Origin of the sequence: Pseudomonas helleri, from assembly GCF_045830615.1 — a bacterium.
GTDB lineage: Bacteria > Pseudomonadota > Gammaproteobacteria > Pseudomonadales > Pseudomonadaceae > Aquipseudomonas > Aquipseudomonas helleri.
In genome coordinates this window covers 992,580-1,009,324 of the sequence record NZ_CP174501.1, presented here as the reverse complement: position 1 = coordinate 1,009,324, position 16,745 = coordinate 992,580, and the positions used below count along the sequence as shown (strand labels likewise).

The following is a 16,745-nucleotide window of genomic DNA, read 5'->3' as shown; positions in this document are numbered from 1 at the left end:
TTGCCTCGTGATCTTTTGATCTTTCGCAGCCTTCGTGCCTCGTCAGCGACTACAGCCGGACGTATGCAGCTCGCGATCTTTTAAAAGATCGCGAGGTGTATCAGTATTTCAGGTCGAAGTTGTCAGCATCCATGTACGCCGGGAAGCGTTCACGGTAGGCACCCAATTCGCTCGCGCTCAGGCTGACCTGGAACACGCCGTCGGCCTCGCCCGCACTCAGCAAGGTTTCGCCCTGGAAGTCGAGGATCTGGCTGTCGCCGCTGTAGACCAACCCTTTGCCATCGGTCCCAACGCGGTTTACCGCGCCGACGTAGCAAAGGTTTTCAATCGCTCGGGCCGGTAACAGGCGGTTCCAGTGCAAACGGCGCGCACCCGGCCAGTTGGCCGTGTAGAGCAGCAGGTCAGTGTCGTGGGGGTCGCTGCTCCACACCGGGAAGCGCAGGTCGTAGCAAATCAACGGGCGGATACGCCAGCCTTTGACCTCAAACTGAACCTGCCGCTCGCCCGGCGTAAAGTGCTCGTGCTCGCCAGCCATACGGAACAAATGGCGTTTGTCGTAGTGCAGCACTTCACCATCAGGCCGCGCCCACAGCAGGCGGTTGCGGTGGCTGCCGTCTGCCGCCTGGACGATGACACTGCCGGTCACCACCGCATTGAGTTTTGCCGCCTGGGCTCGTAACCACTTTGTGGCCGGCCCGCCCTCTGGCTCGGCGAGGGTCTCGGACTCCATGCTGAAACCGGTGGTGAACATTTCTGGCAACACCACCAGGTCTGCGCCACGGGCCTGCTCAAGCAACTCCTCGAAGTGCTCGAAATTGGCCTGACGGTCGTGCCACGCCAAGGTGGTTTGCACCAGCGCCAGGGTTAAATCGGGTAAACCACTTAGATCACGCATAGTTTCTCTGCTGCTTCGCGCAGCGTCTCCTCGCGTTTGGCAAAACACAGACGGACCAGCCGCTGCCCTTCGGGCGGGGTCTGGTAGAACACCGACACCGGAATGGTCGCCACACCGTGTTCACGGGTCAGCCATACGGCCATGTCGACGTCATTGAGGTCCGGACGAATGTGAGCGTAGTCGACCAACTGGAAGTACGTACCTGCTACGGGTGTGAAGGTAAAACGCGATGGCTTTAACAGATCACAGAACAGATCACGCTTGGCCTGGTAAAACCCGGGCAGTTCTTCAACGTGCTCGGGGCTGGCCGCCATATAGTCGGCCAATGCGTACTGCAACGGCGTCACACCGCAAAAACTCACGTATTGGTGCACCTTGCGCAACTCGGCGGTCAACGCGGGCGGCGCCACCACATAACCGGTTTTCCAACCTGTCACGTGATAGGTCTTGCCGAACGAGCTGACAACGAAAGCACGATGGTACAGCTCGGGGTGTGACAAAACACTGACGTGAGGCACGCCGTCGTACACCAGATGCTCGTACACCTCATCACTGATCAGGTAAATGTCGCGATCGGCAATCAAGGCCGCCAACTGGTCCAGTTCTGCACGGCTGATCAACGCGCCGCTGGGGTTGTGCGGGGTGTTGAGGATGATCATGCGGGTGCGCGGCGTCAGCGCGTCGGTGAGTTTTTGCCAGTCGATAGAGAAGTCGTCGAGCCCCAACTGCACATGCACGCAACGACCGCCGGCCAACTCGACCGAAGGTTCATAGCTGTCGTAGCACGGGTCGAACACGATGACTTCGTCGCCGGCATGAATCACCGCCTGGATGGCACAGAAGATGGCTTGGGTAGCTCCCGGAGTGATGGTCACCTCGGTATCGGCATCCACGTGCACGCCATAACTGCGGGCAATTTTGGCCGCCACTTGTGTACGCAAGGCAGGCAAGCCGGTCATAGGCGAATATTGGTTGTGGCCACTGGCGATGTGTTGGCCGACGGCATCGCGCAACGCTTGCGGGCCATCAAAATCAGGAAAACCCTGAGACAAGTTGAGCGCGCCGGTTTCAGCCGCGAGTTGCGACATGCGCGTGAAGATGGTGGTGCCGACATTCGGCAACTTGCTGATAATCATGGCCGTTCCCTGATGAGTTCCCGGCTCTGACTACGGCACAGGACCTAGCGAGAATAGCCCAAACGCCAGACACGAAAAAGGGCTCCTAAAGGTGTGATGCCCGTCAGTGCAGCCACCTGCAATCTGAACGGTAGGAGCGAGCTCGTCTCGCGATCTTTCAAACGTTCAAAAGATCGCGAGACAAGCTCGCTCCTACAAGCAGCATTCCCCTAAAGGAACCCTCTTCAGCGCGTTAGCGCTTGTCTCTACGCTTTTTGTCGGCCTTTTTGTGGTGCGACATCATGCGGCGTTTCTTGTTGACCTGGCGGTCGGTCAAGGAGTTCTTGTTGGCTTCGTACGGGTTCTCGCCACCTTTGAACTCGATGCGGATCGGTGTACCGACCAGCTTCAAGACACGACGGTAGGTGTTCTCGAGGTAACGCACGTAAGACTTCGGAACCTTCTCAACCTGGTTACCGTGGATCACGATGATCGGCGGGTTGGCACCACCCAAGTGGGCGTAACGCAGCTTGATGCGGCGGCTGTTAACCATCGGTGGCGCGTGCTCGCTGACCGCGTCTTCAAGGATCTGGGTCAGACGGTTAGTCGGCCAGCGTGTAACAGCCGACTTGAAGGAGTTCTGCACCGATTGGTACAAGTTACCCACGCCAGTGCCGTGCAATGCCGAGATGAAGTGGATGTCGGCGAAGTCAACGAAGAACAGGCGACGGGTCAGTTCGACCTTCACGAACTCGCGTTCGCTTGGGGTCATGCCGTCCCACTTGTTGACGGCGATCACCAGTGCACGACCGGCTTCCAGGGCAAAGCCCAGCAGGTTCAGGTCGTGGTCAACCACGCCTTCACGGGCGTCCATGACAAAGATCACCACGTTGGCGTCTTTGATCGCTTGCAGGGTTTTGACCACGGAGAATTTTTCAACTTCTTCGTGGATCTTGCCGCGCTTGCGCACACCGGCGGTGTCGATCAGCGTGTACTTCTCGTCATTACGCTCAAACGGGATGTAGATACTGTCGCGTGTGGTGCCGGGCTGGTCATAGACGATAACGCGGTCTTCACCGAGCATGCGGTTAACCAGCGTCGATTTACCGACGTTAGGGCGACCGATGATTGCGATTTTGATACCGTCTTTTTCGCTTGGGCCAGGAATGCGCTTGGCTTCCTCACCTTCGAGAACGACTTCTTCTTCGCCTTCTTCTGGCTCTTCAGAGTCACGCGGGAAATCACCCAGGGCAATTTCCAGCAACTGCGAGATGCCACGACCATGTGCGCCAGCGATCGGGATCGCGTCGCCCATGCCCAAGGGTGCGAACTCGGCGCGCGCCATGTCCGGGTCGATGTTGTCGACCTTGTTGGCGACGACATAAGAGCGCTTGTTACGTTTGCGAAGGTGCTCGCCGATCATCTGGTCAGCGGCAGTGAAACCCGCTTTGGCATCTACCAGGAACAGAACGACATCAGCTTCTTCGATGGCCAGCAGCGACTGCTCGGCCATTTTTTCGTCCATACCGTGCTCGTCACCGGAGATACCGCCGGTGTCGACCAAAATGTAGGAACGCCCTTGCCACTTGGCCTCACCGTATTGGCGATCACGGGTCAGACCGGACAAGTCGCCGACGATGGCGTCACGAGTCCTGGTCAGGCGGTTGAACAAGGTGGACTTGCCGACATTGGGTCGGCCCACCAGGGCGATTACGGGAACCATGCGGCTCTCCACTTCGTTATTTCAGAAAATACAAAAGCCGCTGCAAGGCAGCGGCCAGAGTTCGGAACAGCACAAATGTGCCGCAAGCCTTGCTAGAGCAAGGCTGCTTGAGACTCTAGAGTCTCAAGCATAGACGCCTTAGCGAATGGTCAGGGCTTCCAGTTTGCCGCTGTTACCAAACACGTAAATCATGTCACCGACCACCAGCGGACGCGCCCGAAGACCGTCGCTGTCAATGCGGGTACGGCCAACAAAGCGACCATCAACCTGGCTCAACAGGTGCAGATAGCCTTCGAAGTCACCCACGGCGACATAGCTGGAGAAGACTTCTGGTGCCGACAATTGACGGCGGGCCAGTGCATCGTTGCTCCACAGGACGGTGGTCGAACGTTCGTCAACGCCCTCTACGGTGCCGGAAGCCATGCTGATGTAGACGTTGCCAAAACCTTGGGCGACACCCGCGTAGCTGGAAGCATCACGCTGCCACAGCACACGGCCGCTTTCCAGTTCCAGTGCCGCCATGCGGCCCTGATAGCTGGCGACGTACAAGGTGCCACCGGACAACAGCAGACCACCGTCAATATCGACGATGCGCTCCAGTTCCGAACGGCCTTGTGGTACAGCCACACGGCTTTCCCATACCGGCACGCCGTTTTGGGTATCCAGAGCAACGACTTTACCGGTCGAAAGACCTGCAATTGCCAGATGATTGGTCACCAACGGTGCGCCCGTACCACGCAGGGTCAGAACGCCCGGCGTGCTGTCGTAGATCCAGCGCTGATTGCCGGTGGACGCATCCAGGCCAATCAGGTGGTCGTCCTGGGTCTGAACCACCACAACGTCACCGTTGTTGGCAGGCGGTGCAAGCACTTCGCTGTTAACGCGAGCGCGCCACTTTTCTTCGCCGGTGCTGGCGTCGAGGGCAATCACATCACCCTGCAGGGTGCCGAGCATGAGCAGGCCATAGCCAACACCCACTGCGCCGGAAACAGGCAGCTCGAGGTCTTTCTTCCACTGAACGTCGCCGTTCATGCGGTCGAGCGACATCACGATACCGTTCACGTCAGCGGCGTAGATGGTATTACCTTCAACCGCTGGCGTCAGCATGTTGTAGGTTTTACCCTGGCCGTCACCGATCGAACGGTCCCACTGCTTTTGCAGAACGACTTCTTCTTTGAAGTCCGTCAGCTCAGCTGGCGGAAGTTCTTTTTTGCTGTTGCTGCTGCAACCCGCGGCCAAAACGACCAGAGCCAGCAATGCCGCATGTTTCCAACGCATCACTTCACGCATCCCCTTTGGCCAGGTCATCGAGCTTGATTTGTAAGCCACCTACCGCTGCCTCATCAGACAGTGCAGCCTTGGCTTTTTCGTAGGCAGCGCGTGCGTCATCAGTGCGGCCTTGCTGTACCAGCAGGTCGCCTTTGAGTTCTTCACGGCTGGCCAGGAATGCTTTGTCCGAGTCGCCGTCCAGCAATTTCAAGGCCTCGTCTGCCTTGCCTTGTGCTGCCAACACCTGAGCCAGACGCTGACGCGCCACTTCAGCCAGGGTCGGGTTTGCCGGTTTGTCGACAATGGCCTTGAGCTCGGTGGCCGCGTCATCCAGTTTGCCGGTGTCTACGGCCACTTTGGCCACAAACAGACCGCCAAACTGCGCGTAGGCAGAACCGCCGTACTCGCTGTTCAACTTGTTGGCCAACTCGGCCACACGGCCCGCATCTGGCTGCCCGGTAGGCGTCAGTGCGGTTTCAAGCAATTGTTGGTAGAGAATCGACGCACCCTGCGACTGGTTCGTCTGATATTTGTGCCAAGCCTGCCAGCCGAACACCACCACCAGCGCCAGCAAGCCGCCAGTGACCAGGGGTTTGCCGTTGCGCTGCCACCAGTCTTTCAACTCGCCCAGCTGATCATCATCGTTACTCGACACCCCAACACTCCTTATTCGATAAATCGGCTGTTAACCAGCTTCAACCCTGCACGATGCAGGTGGCCAAGTGCTCGGAAAGAGCATCCCAGGCAATAGTTTGTTGTTCGCCCTGGCCACGCAGGGGTTTGACACCTACCACCTGCTGGGCCAATTCGTCTTCACCCAGAATCAGTGCAAACAGCGCACCGCTCTTGTCAGCCTTTTTGAACTGGCTCTTGAAGCTGCCAGCACCGGCATTGATTTGCAGGCGCAGGTTTGGCAACTGGTCACGAACGCGTTCGCTCAAGGCCAAGGCAGCCAGTTCAGCGGCCTCACCGAAAGCGCACAGGTAAACATCCACCTGCCGCGCAATTTCTTCAGGGATTTGCTCCAGGGTTTCGAGCAGCAGAATCAGACGCTCGATACCCATGGCGAAGCCAACACCCGGTGTTGGCTTGCCACCCATTTGTTCAACCAGACCGTCATAGCGACCGCCGGCACACACCGTGCCCTGGGCACCGAGCTTGTCGGTGACCCACTCAAACACGGTTTTGCTGTAGTAATCGAGGCCACGCACCAGCTTGGGATTGATCACGTACGGAATACCGGCAGCATCCAGGCGAGCCTTGAGGCCCTCAAAGTGCACACGGGATTCTTCGTCGAGGTAATCGACCAGTTTCGGCGCGTCAACCAGCACCGCTTGGGTGTCGGCGTTTTTGGTGTCGAGCACCCGCAGCGGGTTGGTTTTCAAACGGCGCTGGCTGTCTTCGTCAAGCTCGCTCAGACGCGAGGACAGGTAATCAACCAGAGCGGCACGGTAGCGCCCACGGGCTTCGCTGGTGCCCAGGCTGTTGAGCTCAAGCTTGACCGCATCACGGATCCCCAGCTCGCCCCACAGGCGCCAGGTCAGCACGATCAGCTCGGCGTCGATGTCCGGACCATCCAGGTTGAACACTTCAACCCCAATCTGATGGAACTGGCGATAACGGCCTTTTTGTGGACGCTCGTGGCGGAACATCGGGCCGATGTACCAGAGTTTTTGCACTTGACCGCCGCCGGTGATGCCGTGCTCAAGCACAGCACGTACGCAGGCAGCCGTCCCTTCGGGGCGCAAAGTCAGCGAATCGCCGTTGCGGTCTTCGAAGGTGTACATCTCTTTTTCGACGATGTCAGTGACTTCACCAATCGAGCGCTTGAACAGCTCGGTGAACTCGACGATCGGCATACGGATTTGCTTGTAACCGTAGTTATCCAGCAAACGCGCAACCGTGCCTTCGAAATAGCGCCACAGGGGCGTCTGCTCGGGCAGGATGTCATTCATGCCACGAATGGCTTGCAGAGACTTGCTCACAAAAAATCCTTAATTCGTTTGGTTAGCCGCGCGCGATAACGGCTGCGTCAGCTTCGACCTTGTCGGCCGCCTTCTGCCGGATCAGCTTTTCAAGCTGGTCCACCAGGTTTTCATTCGTCAATTTTTGCGACGGCTTGCCGTCGATGTAAATCAGGTTGGGCGTACCGCCGGTCAACCCTACGTGAGCCTCTTTGGCTTCGCCGGGACCGTTGACCACACAACCGATCACCGCCACATCCAGCGGCACCAGCAAGTCTTCAAGCCGTACTTCCAGTTCGTTCATGGTTTTCACCACGTCGAAATTCTGCCGGGAACAGCTTGGGCACGCGATGAAATTTATGCCACGTGAACGTAAATGCAGGGACTTGAGGATGTCGTAGCCGACTTTTACTTCCTCGACCGGGTCTGCTGCCAACGAGATGCGAATAGTATCGCCAATCCCCTCGGCGAGCAGCATACCTAGGCCCACGGCAGATTTCACTGTGCCCGAGCGTAAACCACCGGCTTCGGTGATGCCCAAGTGCAGTGGCTGGACGATTTCTTTGGCCAGCAGACGGTAGGCTTCAACGGCCATGAACACGTCGGAGGCCTTTACGCTGACCTTGAAGTCCTTGAAATTCAGGCGCTCAAGATGCTCTACGTGACGCAGGGCCGACTCAACCAATGCGGCCGGTGTCGGCTCGCCATATTTTTTTTGCAGGTCTTTTTCGAGCGAACCAGCGTTAACGCCAATACGGATCGGAATGCCACGATCGCGGGCGGCATCAACCACCGCACGCACGCGGTCTTCGCGACCGATGTTGCCCGGGTTGATCCGCAGGCAATCTACGCCCAGCTCAGCCACGCGCAGTGCGATGCGATAGTCGAAGTGGATGTCGGCGACCAACGGCACTTTGACCAGCTGTTTGATACGGCCAAACGCTTCAGCGGCGTCCATGTCCGGCACAGAAACCCGGACGATATCGACGCCCGCAGCTTCCAGGCGGTTGATTTGCGCCACTGTTGCAGCCACATCATTGGTGTCGCTGTTGGTCATGCTCTGTACAGCAATAGGGGCATCGCCGCCTACCGGTACCGAGCCAACCCAGATTTTGCGCGATTCGCGACGTTTAATTGGTGATTCGCCGTGCATGACTTATTGACCTAACTTCAGGCGAGCGGTCTCGCCACTGGTGAAAGGAGCCACATCCACAACCTGACCGTTGTAGGTCACCTGCGCGCCGCGGGCATAGCCCAGGCGGACGCTGAAAGGCGGCTTGCCGGTCACATCAAGCGTATCGCCCTTGCGTTTAAGACCACTGAACAGCACTTTGCCGTTGCCATCAGTGACTTGAGACCAGCAATCAGCGACATAGTTGATATTGACCTTGCCGGCACCCGCAACGGGCGCGGTGCTGGCGGCTTGTGGGGTAGCGGGTACGGCAGCCGGAGCAACTGGCGTGGCAGCGGCTGGAGCCACTGGCTGCACAGGGGCCACTGAAGTGGCTGGCGCTGCTGGCGTTGAAGCAGCCCCGGTAGCAGGCAATGGCAGGTCAGTGCTGGCAGCTTGCTCTGCCGACGGTTGCGGCGCGGCTTCGCCTTCTACATTGGCCTGGGCCACCGCTTGGTCTTCCGGCTCATCGAGCGGGTGGATCTGGGTGGTGCCATCGGCGCCTTCAACTTCTACGTGCTCGGGGGCCAGACCAATCAGGTCCTTGGCGCGCATGGACGTTTGGTCCTGCCACCAGAAAAAACCACCACCCAGGACGGCAATGAGCAGTAACAAACTAATGATGCGCAAAATGGTATGTGACACGCGCACGGGCTCTTCAATACGCCCCAGGCTGTGCACATTGCTGCCATTGGCATCGGTGCCGGTGTACACGTCGAACTCATGCACCAGGCTGGCCTGATCCATACCAAGCAATTTGGCATAGGCGCGGATGTAACCGCGGGCAAAGGTATGGCCCGGCAGTTTGTCGAACGCTCCCGTCTCAAGGTTGCTCAAGGAACTGGCCGTGAGATTGAGTTTCAGGGCGACTTCAGCCAGGGTCCATCCATTGTTTTCACGGGCCAGACGCAAGGTCTCACCGGGATTGACACGAGTCGCTGCTAGAACTTCGGGTTGCGCCGCTTTCATCATTGCTCCGACAGGTATTGCTGATATTCCGGCGTGCCGGGATAGAGTCGTTGTAGTTGCTGGCCATAGTTGGCTGTGGAGGTGCGCTCATCGAAAACACTCGCCAGTCGCGCACCGAGCAATAGACTACGTGCATTTTGCCCGCTAAGCAGGCTAAAACGATCGTAATAGTCACGTGCTGGCACATAATGCCTGTCTTCGTAAGACATCTCAGCCATTTCGAGCAGTGCACGGGGTTGCTGACGGTTCAGGCGCAAGGCTTTTTCAAGCTGCTGGCGCCCCACCTCACGCTGCCCCAGCATGAGTGAAGTGACTCCAAGGTTCTCGTAAACACGCGAACGCTCAGGGTACAGGCTGTCTGCCGAGGCTTTTAGAAACTGGCTGTAAGCGTCCTGATAGCGCTGTTGCTCAAACAGGAAGCTGCCGTAGTTGTTGATGATCCGCGTGTCACTCGGCCGCCCGCTTAACGCTGTCTGGAACGCCCGCTCTGCAAGCGCAGGTTCCATTTCGTACTGAAACACCAAGGCCAGTGCGGCGTTGGTGTCCGGATCCGTCTTGTTAAGCTCGAGGGCTTTGCTGAGGGGGACTTTGGCTTGTTCGGCCATCCCCTGCTGGAGATAACCAAGCCCTAGCTGAACATAGGCCTGACGCGCTTCTTCACGCCCCTTGTCGCTGCTCAACGGGTTTGAATCACCCGATGAGACACAGCCAGCCAAGAGGCCGACCATGAGGACAGGGAGCGCAGCGCGCAAGATCATAGGTTTCCTCTCTCAGGGCTGAGCCGCAGCGTTTTGCGCCAGATCAGTCTCAGCATTGAGTTCGCGTGCGGCGATCAGGCGCGAGCTACGGCGGGTGCGGTCATTGACCTGACCCACCAACTGCCCACAAGCCGCGTCGATGTCTTCACCACGGGTGGTGCGCACGGTCACGTTGTAACCCGCTTGCTGCAGCAGTTCCTGGAAACGGCGAATGGCGTTGTTGCTTGGACGCTCATACCCCGAATGCGGGAACGGGTTAAACGGGATCAGGTTGATCTTGCACGGCGTGTCCTTGAGCAGCTCGATCATTTGTACCGCGTGATCGACGTGGTCATTGACGCCTTTGAGCAGGGTGTATTCAACGGTCAGAACACGCTTTTCGCCCAGGCTCGACATGTAGTTGCGGCAGGACTCAAGCAGCATTTTGAGCGGGTATTTCTTGTTGATCGGCACCAACTGACTGCGCAGTTCGTCGTTTGGTGCGTGCAGCGACAACGCCAGGGACACGTCGATGTGCTTGGACAGCTCATCGATCATGGGCACCACGCCCGAGGTGGACAGGGTCACCCGGCGCTTGGAGATGCCATAGCCCAGGTCATCCATCATCAGATGCATGGCGGCGATCACGTTGTCGAAGTTCAGCAGCGGCTCACCCATGCCCATCATCACCACGTTGGTGATGGCACGGTCGATGGTTGCCGGGACGCTGCCAAAAGATTTGTTGGCAATCCACACCTGACCAATCACTTCGGCCACGGTGAGGTTGCTATTGAAACCTTGCTTGCCGGTGGAGCAGAAACTGCAATCCAGGGCACAGCCAGCCTGGGACGAAACGCACAAAGTGCCGCGCTTGCCCTGGGGAATATAAACGGTCTCGACGCAGCTGCCGGACTCAACGCGCACCACCCACTTACGGGTGCCATCGCTGGAGATGTCCTCGCTGACGACTTCAGGTCCACGAACCTCAGCAATAGCCTTGAGCTTGTCGCGCAAGGCTTTGCTGACGTTAGTCATGGCGTCGAAATCATCGACGCCAAAGTGGTGAATCCACTTCATGACCTGACCGGCACGGAAACGCTTCTCCCCGATTGAGTCGAAGAATTTCTCCATTTCCGGCTGAGTCAGACCCAACAGGTTAGTTTTGCCAGTCGTTGCAATCATGTCTTCACCCTCACTCACAAGCCAATGCTTAGCGAGTGGTTACTTCAGTAGCTGCGAAAAAGTAAGCGATTTCGCGTGCAGCGGCTGCTTCCGAGTCGGAACCGTGAACAGCGTTAGCGTCGATGGATTCAGCGAAGTCAGCACGGATGGTGCCAGCAGCGGCTTCTTTAGGGTTGGTAGCGCCCATCAGCTCACGGTTCAGAGCGATAGCGTTTTCGCCTTCCAGAACCTGAACAACAACTGGACCGGAGATCATGAAAGCAACCAGGTCGGCGAAGAAGCCGCGCTCGCTGTGCTCAGCGTAGAAGCCTTCAGCTTCTGCTTTGGACAGTTGCTTCAGTTTGGAAGCTACAACCTTCAGGCCAGCGTCTTCGAAACGGGTAACGATCTTGCCGATAACGTTTTTAGCAACGGCGTCAGGCTTGATGATGGAGAAAGTACGTTGAACAGCCATGGTGTAACTCCAGAAACAGTGATTTAAGCGAAAAATTAAACCCGCGAATTATACGCGGGTTCTTGGGTATTGCATAATTACGAACGTTGCGGGCTTAGTCAGCCTCTTCGATCCACAAACCCTGAATGGCTTCGAGGACTTTCTCCCCGCCGCGATCCGGGATGTCGTCGAACTCCGGCAACGCCATAACCAGGTTACGCAGCTTGACGAAGTTCACCGTCAGCGGATTGACATCCGGGTGAGCCTCAGCCAGCTGTATAGCAATTTCTTGTACATCAACCCATTTCAGACTCATGACAATTCCTTTAAGCAATTGGCGAGGCCATGTATCGGCGAGTTTCGCCCGATCGCAGCCTCGCGCCTCGTCAGCGACTACAGACGTGCGGCGCTATCAGTGCGGCGCTTCGGCAGCATGGTTGAGTGAGTATTTCGGGATTTCGACGGTCAGGTCTTCTTCACCGACAAGCGCCTGGCACGCCAGACGCGAGTGCGCCTCCAGACCCCAGGCTTTGTCCAGGTAGTCTTCTTCGAGCTCATCGGCTTCTTCGAGCGAGTCGAAACCTTCACGAATGATGCAATGGCACGTGGTGCAGGCACACACGCCGCCACAGGCGCTTTCCATCTCGATGTGGTGCTCATGCGCCAACTCAAGGATCGAAGTGCCGGGCTCAGCCTCTACAACCAAGCCATCCGGACAGAACTTCTCATGGGGCAGAAAAATGACCTGCGGCATTGTTATTCCTCAATCTCATTCAGGTTGCGCCCCGCCAGAGCGGCTTTGACGGTCAAATCCATACGGCGGGCAGCAAAAGCATCGGTCACTTGCGACAGACGCTTGGTCTGTTGCTCGATAGCATAGCCATCGGTGCCTTCTAATAATTCGGATAATTCCTGCATTTGCAGCTCGATGACCATGCGCTCTTCGGCATCCAGCAAACGCTCGCCATCGACCTCAAGGGCGGCTTGCACGGCCTCGATCAGGCGCCGGGCATCGACTTGCTGCTCGCGCAGGACACGGGCGACCTTGTCGTCACCGGCGTACTGGAACGAATCCTTGAGCATCTTGGCGATTTCGCCATCGGTCAGCCCGTACGACGGCTTGACCTGAATGCTGGCCTCAACACCCGAGCCCAACTCACGGGCCGAGACGCTGAGCAAGCCATCAGCGTCGACCTGAAAGGTCACACGGATTTTCGCAGCACCCGCCACCATCGGCGGAATACCACGCAGCTCAAACCGCGCCAGTGAGCGACAATCGCTGATCAGCTCGCGCTCGCCTTGCAGCACATGCACCATCATGGCCGTCTGGCCGTCTTTGTAGGTAGTGAAGTCTTGCGCACGGGCCACCGGGATCGTGGTGTTACGCGGAATGACTTTTTCCATCAGGCCGCCCATGGTCTCCAGACCCAGCGACAAGGGAATCACGTCAAGCAGCAGCAACTCGCCACCATCGCGTTTGTTACCCGCCAGGGTATCTGCCTGAATCGCAGCACCGATGGCAACCACTTGGTCCGGATCGATGTCCGTCAGCGGCTCACGGCCAAACATGTCAGCCACAGCCTCGCGAACACGCGGCACGCGGGTCGAACCACCTACCATCACCACCGCCTGAACATCTTCAAGCTCAATATTGGCGTCACGCACGGCACGGCGACAGGCTTTGAGGCTGCGCGCAACCATCGGCTCGATCAGCGCATTGAAGGCATCACGGGTCAGCACTGCCTGCCAATCGCCAAAGCTGACAGGCACCGAGGACGCATCGGTCAGTGCCTCTTTGGCCGCACAGGCAATTTGCAATAACTGGCGCTGAGCACCCGGATCAAGGTCCGCCGACAAACCGGCCTGTTCGACGATCCAGCTCGCAATGGCGTGGTCAAAGTCGTCGCCGCCCAGGGCGCTGTCGCCCCCCGTGGCCAGAACTTCAAACACACCGCCGGTCAAACGCAGAATCGAGATATCGAACGTACCGCCACCCAGGTCATAGATCGCAACAACGCCTTCTGCCTGTTGGTCCAGACCGTAAGCCACTGCCGCAGCCGTCGGCTCGTTGAGCAGGCGCAACACGTTCAGCCCGGCCAGACGCGCAGCATCTTTGGTGGCCTGACGTTGAGCATCGTCAAAATAGGCGGGAACGGTAATCACCGCCCCGACCAATTCACCGCCCAGAGTCTTTTCGGCACGCTCGCGCAGCACCTTCAAGATGTCCGCCGACACTTCTACCGGGCTTTTCGGGCCTTGCACGGTGTCAATGAACGGCATGTGCGACTCACCGCCGACAAAGCGGTAAGGCAACTGCTCGCCCAATTGTTTGACGTCGGACAGACCACGACCCATCAAACGCTTGACTGACAACACGGTGTTGTAAGGGTCACTGGAGGCCGCCAGGCGTGCGGATTCACCTACCTCGACGCGGTCTGCGTGATAACGCACCGCAGAAGGCAGGATGATTCGACCTTCGGCATCAGCCAGCGGCTCGGAAAGACCACTGCGCAATGCAGCGACCAGCGAATTGGTAGTACCCAAGTCGATCCCCACAGCCAGACGACGCTGGTGCGGTTGAGGACTTTGGCCGGGTTCGGCGATCTGCAGTAGGGCCATTGTGATCAGGACTTATCTGTATATCAGGCGTGCAACCGTGGCGGCACTGGGTTAATCGTCGAGGCGCTCTTCTAACTGGCGCACTTCGTAGGTGAGCTTGTCGAGGAACTGCATGCGGCGCATCAGGCGTTCAGCCTGTTCACGCTGTGCAGCATCATCCCAACAAGCAGCGAAGCTTTCGTTCAATTGGTTCTGAGCGGCTTTAAGACGACGCTTGAATGCGGCAACACCCGCTATATCGGCATCGTCTTGAAGGTCTTCAAGCTCTTCGCGCCATTGCATCTGCTGCATCAGAAACTCGGGGTCATGCACCGTGACTTCAAGGGGCATGTCGCCACCACTCATCGCGAGCAAGTAACGCGCACGTTTAGAGGGGCTTTTGAGTGTCTGATACGCCTCATTGAGGCTGGCGGATTGCTCCAGCGCCAGACGCTGCTCACGCTCGGAAGCATCAGCAAAACGGTCCGGATGCACACCACGCGCCAACTCACGGTAACGCGTGGCCAACTGATCGAGGTCCAGATTGAAGCTCGGCTGCAGTTCAAACAAAGCAAAATGACAAGGAGTACCCACGACTGGCCTCAGATGTTGAAGCTCTCGCCGCAGCCACATTCGCCGCGCACGTTGGGGTTATTGAACTTGAAGCCTTCGTTGAGGCCTTCCTTGACGAAATCAAGCTCAGTGCCGTCAAGGTAGGTCAGGCTTTTAGGATCAATGATCACTTTTTCGCCATGGGTTTCGAAGACTTGATCGTCTGCGCCCACTTCATCGACAAACTCCAGCACATAGGCAAGACCGGAACAGCCCGTGGTGCGAACACCCAGACGAATCCCCTCACCTTTGCCGCGCCCATCAAGGGAGCGGCGAATATGCTTGGCCGCCGCCTCTGTCATGCTGATAGCCATCGTGACTCCTTACCTCTCGCCAGTATCATCGCCGGCCCTGCCCTTTCAGGCACAGGCCATTCGGGTCAGATCAAACCTTTCTTCTGCTTGTAGTCGCGAACGGCCGCCTTGATGGCGTCTTCAGCGAGTACCGAGCAGTGAATTTTTACAGGTGGCAAGGCCAGCTCTTCAGCCAGCTGAGTGTTCTTGATGGTCTCTGCTTCATCCAGAGTTTTGCCCTTCATCCACTCGGTTGCCAGGGAGCTGGAAGCAATTGCAGAACCGCAACCATAGGTCTTGAACTTGGCATCTTCAATGATGCCCTGCTCGTTCACCTTGATCTGCAGACGCATGACGTCGCCGCAGGCCGGTGCACCCACCATGCCGGTACCGACATCTGGGTCTTCCGCGTCCATCTTGCCGACGTTGCGCGGGTTTTCGTAGTGGTCAATGACCTTTTCGCTGTAAGCCATGGTACTAATCCTCACTCATCAGAGTCGCTCTTCAGACGCTGTAAAACTGCTATTCGCTGCGCTCTGCAGCGTCTGCTTGCGGCGACTTAAGTTATTAGTGCGCCGCCCATTCGATTTTCGAAATGTCGATGCCGTCTTTGTACATGTCCCACAGCGGCGACAGGGCGCGCAGCTTGGTAACAGCCTCGCAAACCTTCTGCGCGGCGTAGTCGATTTCTTCTTCAGTGGTGAAACGACCGAAGGTGAAACGGATCGAGCTGTGTGCCAGTTCGTCATTGCGGCCCAGGGCACGCAATACATAGGACGGCTCAAGGGAAGCAGAGGTGCACGCCGAACCGGACGATACTGCCAGATCCTTGAGCGCCATGATCAACGACTCGCCTTCAACGTAGTTGAAGCTCAGGTTCAGGTTGTGCGGAACGCGGGCGGTCATGCTGCCGTTAACGTACAGCTCTTCAAGGTGTTCAACCTGCTTGAAGAAACGGTCGCTCAAGGCTTTGATACGGACGTTTTCAGCGGCCATTTCTTCTTTGGCGATCTGGAACGCTTCACCCATGCCCACGATCTGGTGGGTGGCCAAGGTGCCCGAACGCATGCCGCGCTCGTGACCGCCGCCGTGCATGGCCGCTTCGATACGCACGCGAGGCTTGCGGCTTACGTACAGTGCGCCGATGCCTTTAGGGCCGTAGGTTTTGTGAGCCGAGAAGGACATCAGGTCCACTTTCAGCTTGGCCAGGTCGATTTCAACCTTGCCGGTCGACTGAGCAGCGTCCACATGGAACAACACGCCGCGCGAGCGAGTCAGCTCGCCAATGGCTGCGATGTCGTTGATGGTGCCGATTTCGTTGTTGACGTGCATGATCGAGACCAGAATGGTGTCTTCACGCAGTGCGGCTTCAACCATGGCCGGGGTGACCAGACCATCTTCACCTGGCTCGATGTAAGTCACTTCAAAGCCTTCACGCTCCAGCTGACGCATGGTGTCGAGAACGGCTTTGTGTTCAATTTTGTCGGTGATCAGGTGCTTGCCCTTGGAGGCATAGAAGTGTGCTGCACCTTTGATTGCCAGGTTGTTCGCCTCGGTCGCACCGGAGGTCCAGACAATTTCACGCGGGTCGGCGTTAACCAGATCAGCAACCTGACGGCGAGCGTTTTCTACCGCTTCTTCAGCTTTCCAGCCGAAGACGTGAGAGCGCGAAGCCGGGTTACCGAAGTTCCCGTCAACCAGCAGGCAGTCGCTCATTTTTTGGGCAACGCGCGGATCAACCGGGGTGGTGGCTGAGTAATCAAGGTAAATCGGCAATTTCATGG

The 16,745-nt window shown here is 57.7% G+C and carries 18 protein-coding genes; all 18 read right to left on the bottom strand.

Annotated features, from left to right (window positions below):
• Window positions 1-100: 100 nt before the first annotated feature.
• Complete coding sequence (locus ACJJU9_RS04720; protein ID WP_048386024.1) at window positions 101-895, bottom strand: amidohydrolase; 795 nt, start codon at window positions 893-895, stop codon at window positions 101-103.
• Entirely contained in the window at window positions 883-2,031 is a 1,149-nt protein-coding gene (locus ACJJU9_RS04715; protein ID WP_123751405.1) for a pyridoxal phosphate-dependent aminotransferase, read from the bottom strand. Before ACJJU9_RS04715 ends, ACJJU9_RS04720 begins: the two co-directional genes overlap by 13 nt.
• Before the next feature lie 232 nt (window positions 2,032-2,263).
• Entirely contained in the window at window positions 2,264-3,733 is a 1,470-nt protein-coding gene (gene der, locus ACJJU9_RS04710) for a ribosome biogenesis GTPase Der (protein ID WP_048367078.1), read from the bottom strand.
• A gap of 138 nt (window positions 3,734-3,871) precedes the next feature.
• Window positions 3,872-5,023 carry an outer membrane protein assembly factor BamB gene (bamB, locus tag ACJJU9_RS04705; protein ID WP_048367080.1) on the bottom strand — a complete coding sequence of 384 codons (1,152 nt, stop codon included), beginning with the start codon at window positions 5,021-5,023 and terminating at the stop codon, window positions 3,872-3,874.
• Window positions 5,016-5,657 carry a tetratricopeptide repeat protein gene (locus tag ACJJU9_RS04700; RefSeq protein WP_048367082.1) on the bottom strand — a complete coding sequence of 214 codons (642 nt, stop codon included), beginning with the start codon at window positions 5,655-5,657 and terminating at the stop codon, window positions 5,016-5,018. Before ACJJU9_RS04700 ends, bamB begins: the two co-directional genes overlap by 8 nt.
• A gap of 40 nt (window positions 5,658-5,697) precedes the next feature.
• The gene (gene hisS / locus ACJJU9_RS04695) at window positions 5,698-6,987 is read right to left on the bottom strand and encodes a histidine--tRNA ligase (protein WP_314916025.1); all 1,290 of its coding nucleotides are present in this window, start codon (window positions 6,985-6,987) and stop codon (window positions 5,698-5,700) included.
• Between the two features lie 22 nt (window positions 6,988-7,009).
• Complete coding sequence (gene ispG / locus ACJJU9_RS04690; RefSeq protein WP_019408672.1) at window positions 7,010-8,119, bottom strand: flavodoxin-dependent (E)-4-hydroxy-3-methylbut-2-enyl-diphosphate synthase; 1,110 nt, start codon at window positions 8,117-8,119, stop codon at window positions 7,010-7,012.
• A gap of 3 nt (window positions 8,120-8,122) precedes the next feature.
• A complete protein-coding gene (locus tag ACJJU9_RS04685) occupies window positions 8,123-9,106 on the bottom strand; it encodes a RodZ domain-containing protein (protein WP_407730161.1) in 984 nt (327 codons plus the stop codon).
• A complete protein-coding gene (gene pilW, locus ACJJU9_RS04680; protein ID WP_314916023.1) occupies window positions 9,106-9,864 on the bottom strand; it encodes a type IV pilus biogenesis/stability protein PilW in 759 nt (252 codons plus the stop codon). Before pilW ends, ACJJU9_RS04685 begins: the two co-directional genes overlap by 1 nt.
• A gap of 12 nt (window positions 9,865-9,876) precedes the next feature.
• A complete protein-coding gene (gene rlmN / locus ACJJU9_RS04675) occupies window positions 9,877-11,025 on the bottom strand; it encodes a 23S rRNA (adenine(2503)-C(2))-methyltransferase RlmN (RefSeq protein WP_048367086.1) in 1,149 nt (382 codons plus the stop codon).
• 28 nt (window positions 11,026-11,053) lie between these two features.
• The gene (gene ndk / locus ACJJU9_RS04670) at window positions 11,054-11,479 is read right to left on the bottom strand and encodes a nucleoside-diphosphate kinase (protein ID WP_048367087.1); all 426 of its coding nucleotides are present in this window, start codon (window positions 11,477-11,479) and stop codon (window positions 11,054-11,056) included.
• Window positions 11,480-11,573: 94 nt separating this feature from the next.
• Complete coding sequence (gene iscX / locus ACJJU9_RS04665) at window positions 11,574-11,774, bottom strand: Fe-S cluster assembly protein IscX (RefSeq protein WP_153389539.1); 201 nt, start codon at window positions 11,772-11,774, stop codon at window positions 11,574-11,576.
• Between the two features lie 96 nt (window positions 11,775-11,870).
• Window positions 11,871-12,212 carry an ISC system 2Fe-2S type ferredoxin gene (gene fdx, locus ACJJU9_RS04660; RefSeq protein ID WP_048367090.1) on the bottom strand — a complete coding sequence of 114 codons (342 nt, stop codon included), beginning with the start codon at window positions 12,210-12,212 and terminating at the stop codon, window positions 11,871-11,873.
• Between the two features lie 2 nt (window positions 12,213-12,214).
• Complete coding sequence (hscA, locus tag ACJJU9_RS04655) at window positions 12,215-14,077, bottom strand: Fe-S protein assembly chaperone HscA (RefSeq protein WP_407730160.1); 1,863 nt, start codon at window positions 14,075-14,077, stop codon at window positions 12,215-12,217.
• 51 nt (window positions 14,078-14,128) lie between these two features.
• A complete protein-coding gene (hscB, locus tag ACJJU9_RS04650; RefSeq protein WP_048385872.1) occupies window positions 14,129-14,650 on the bottom strand; it encodes a co-chaperone HscB in 522 nt (173 codons plus the stop codon).
• A gap of 8 nt (window positions 14,651-14,658) precedes the next feature.
• Entirely contained in the window at window positions 14,659-14,982 is a 324-nt protein-coding gene (gene iscA / locus ACJJU9_RS04645) for an iron-sulfur cluster assembly protein IscA (RefSeq protein ID WP_048367093.1), read from the bottom strand.
• 65 nt (window positions 14,983-15,047) lie between these two features.
• Window positions 15,048-15,434 (bottom strand): Fe-S cluster assembly scaffold IscU, encoded by a 387-nt coding sequence (gene iscU, locus ACJJU9_RS04640; protein ID WP_003443374.1) that lies wholly within the window; start codon window positions 15,432-15,434, stop codon window positions 15,048-15,050.
• Window positions 15,435-15,528: 94 nt separating this feature from the next.
• On the bottom strand, window positions 15,529-16,743 hold the full coding sequence (locus tag ACJJU9_RS04635) for an IscS subfamily cysteine desulfurase (protein ID WP_048367095.1): 1,215 nt from the start codon (window positions 16,741-16,743) through the stop codon (window positions 15,529-15,531).
• Window positions 16,744-16,745 lie beyond the last annotated feature (2 nt).

What these genes read in the sequence shown, in the direction of transcription:
- ACJJU9_RS04720 (WP_048386024.1), bottom strand. Translation starts at nt 895, where the DNA reads ATGCGTGATCTAAGTGGTTTACCCGATTTAACCCTGGCGCTGGTGCAA.
- ACJJU9_RS04715 (WP_123751405.1), bottom strand. Translation starts at nt 2,031, where the DNA reads ATGATTATCAGCAAGTTGCCGAATGTCGGCACCACCATCTTCACGCGC.
- der (WP_048367078.1), bottom strand. Translation starts at nt 3,733, where the DNA reads ATGGTTCCCGTAATCGCCCTGGTGGGCCGACCCAATGTCGGCAAGTCC.
- bamB (WP_048367080.1), bottom strand. Translation starts at nt 5,023, where the DNA reads ATGCGTGAAGTGATGCGTTGGAAACATGCGGCATTGCTGGCTCTGGTC.
- ispG (WP_019408672.1), bottom strand. Translation starts at nt 8,119, where the DNA reads ATGCACGGCGAATCACCAATTAAACGTCGCGAATCGCGCAAAATCTGG.
- ACJJU9_RS04685 (WP_407730161.1), bottom strand. Translation starts at nt 9,106, where the DNA reads ATGAAAGCGGCGCAACCCGAAGTTCTAGCAGCGACTCGTGTCAATCCC.
- pilW (WP_314916023.1), bottom strand. Translation starts at nt 9,864, where the DNA reads ATGATCTTGCGCGCTGCGCTCCCTGTCCTCATGGTCGGCCTCTTGGCT.
- rlmN (WP_048367086.1), bottom strand. Translation starts at nt 11,025, where the DNA reads ATGATTGCAACGACTGGCAAAACTAACCTGTTGGGTCTGACTCAGCCG.
- ndk (WP_048367087.1), bottom strand. Translation starts at nt 11,479, where the DNA reads ATGGCTGTTCAACGTACTTTCTCCATCATCAAGCCTGACGCCGTTGCT.
- iscX (WP_153389539.1), bottom strand. Translation starts at nt 11,774, where the DNA reads ATGAGTCTGAAATGGGTTGATGTACAAGAAATTGCTATACAGCTGGCT.
- fdx (WP_048367090.1), bottom strand. Translation starts at nt 12,212, where the DNA reads ATGCCGCAGGTCATTTTTCTGCCCCATGAGAAGTTCTGTCCGGATGGC.
- hscA (WP_407730160.1), bottom strand. Translation starts at nt 14,077, where the DNA reads ATGGCCCTACTGCAGATCGCCGAACCCGGCCAAAGTCCTCAACCGCAC.
- iscA (WP_048367093.1), bottom strand. Translation starts at nt 14,982, where the DNA reads ATGGCTATCAGCATGACAGAGGCGGCGGCCAAGCATATTCGCCGCTCC.
- iscU (WP_003443374.1), bottom strand. Translation starts at nt 15,434, where the DNA reads ATGGCTTACAGCGAAAAGGTCATTGACCACTACGAAAACCCGCGCAAC.
- ACJJU9_RS04635 (WP_048367095.1), bottom strand. Translation starts at nt 16,743, where the DNA reads ATGAAATTGCCGATTTACCTTGATTACTCAGCCACCACCCCGGTTGAT.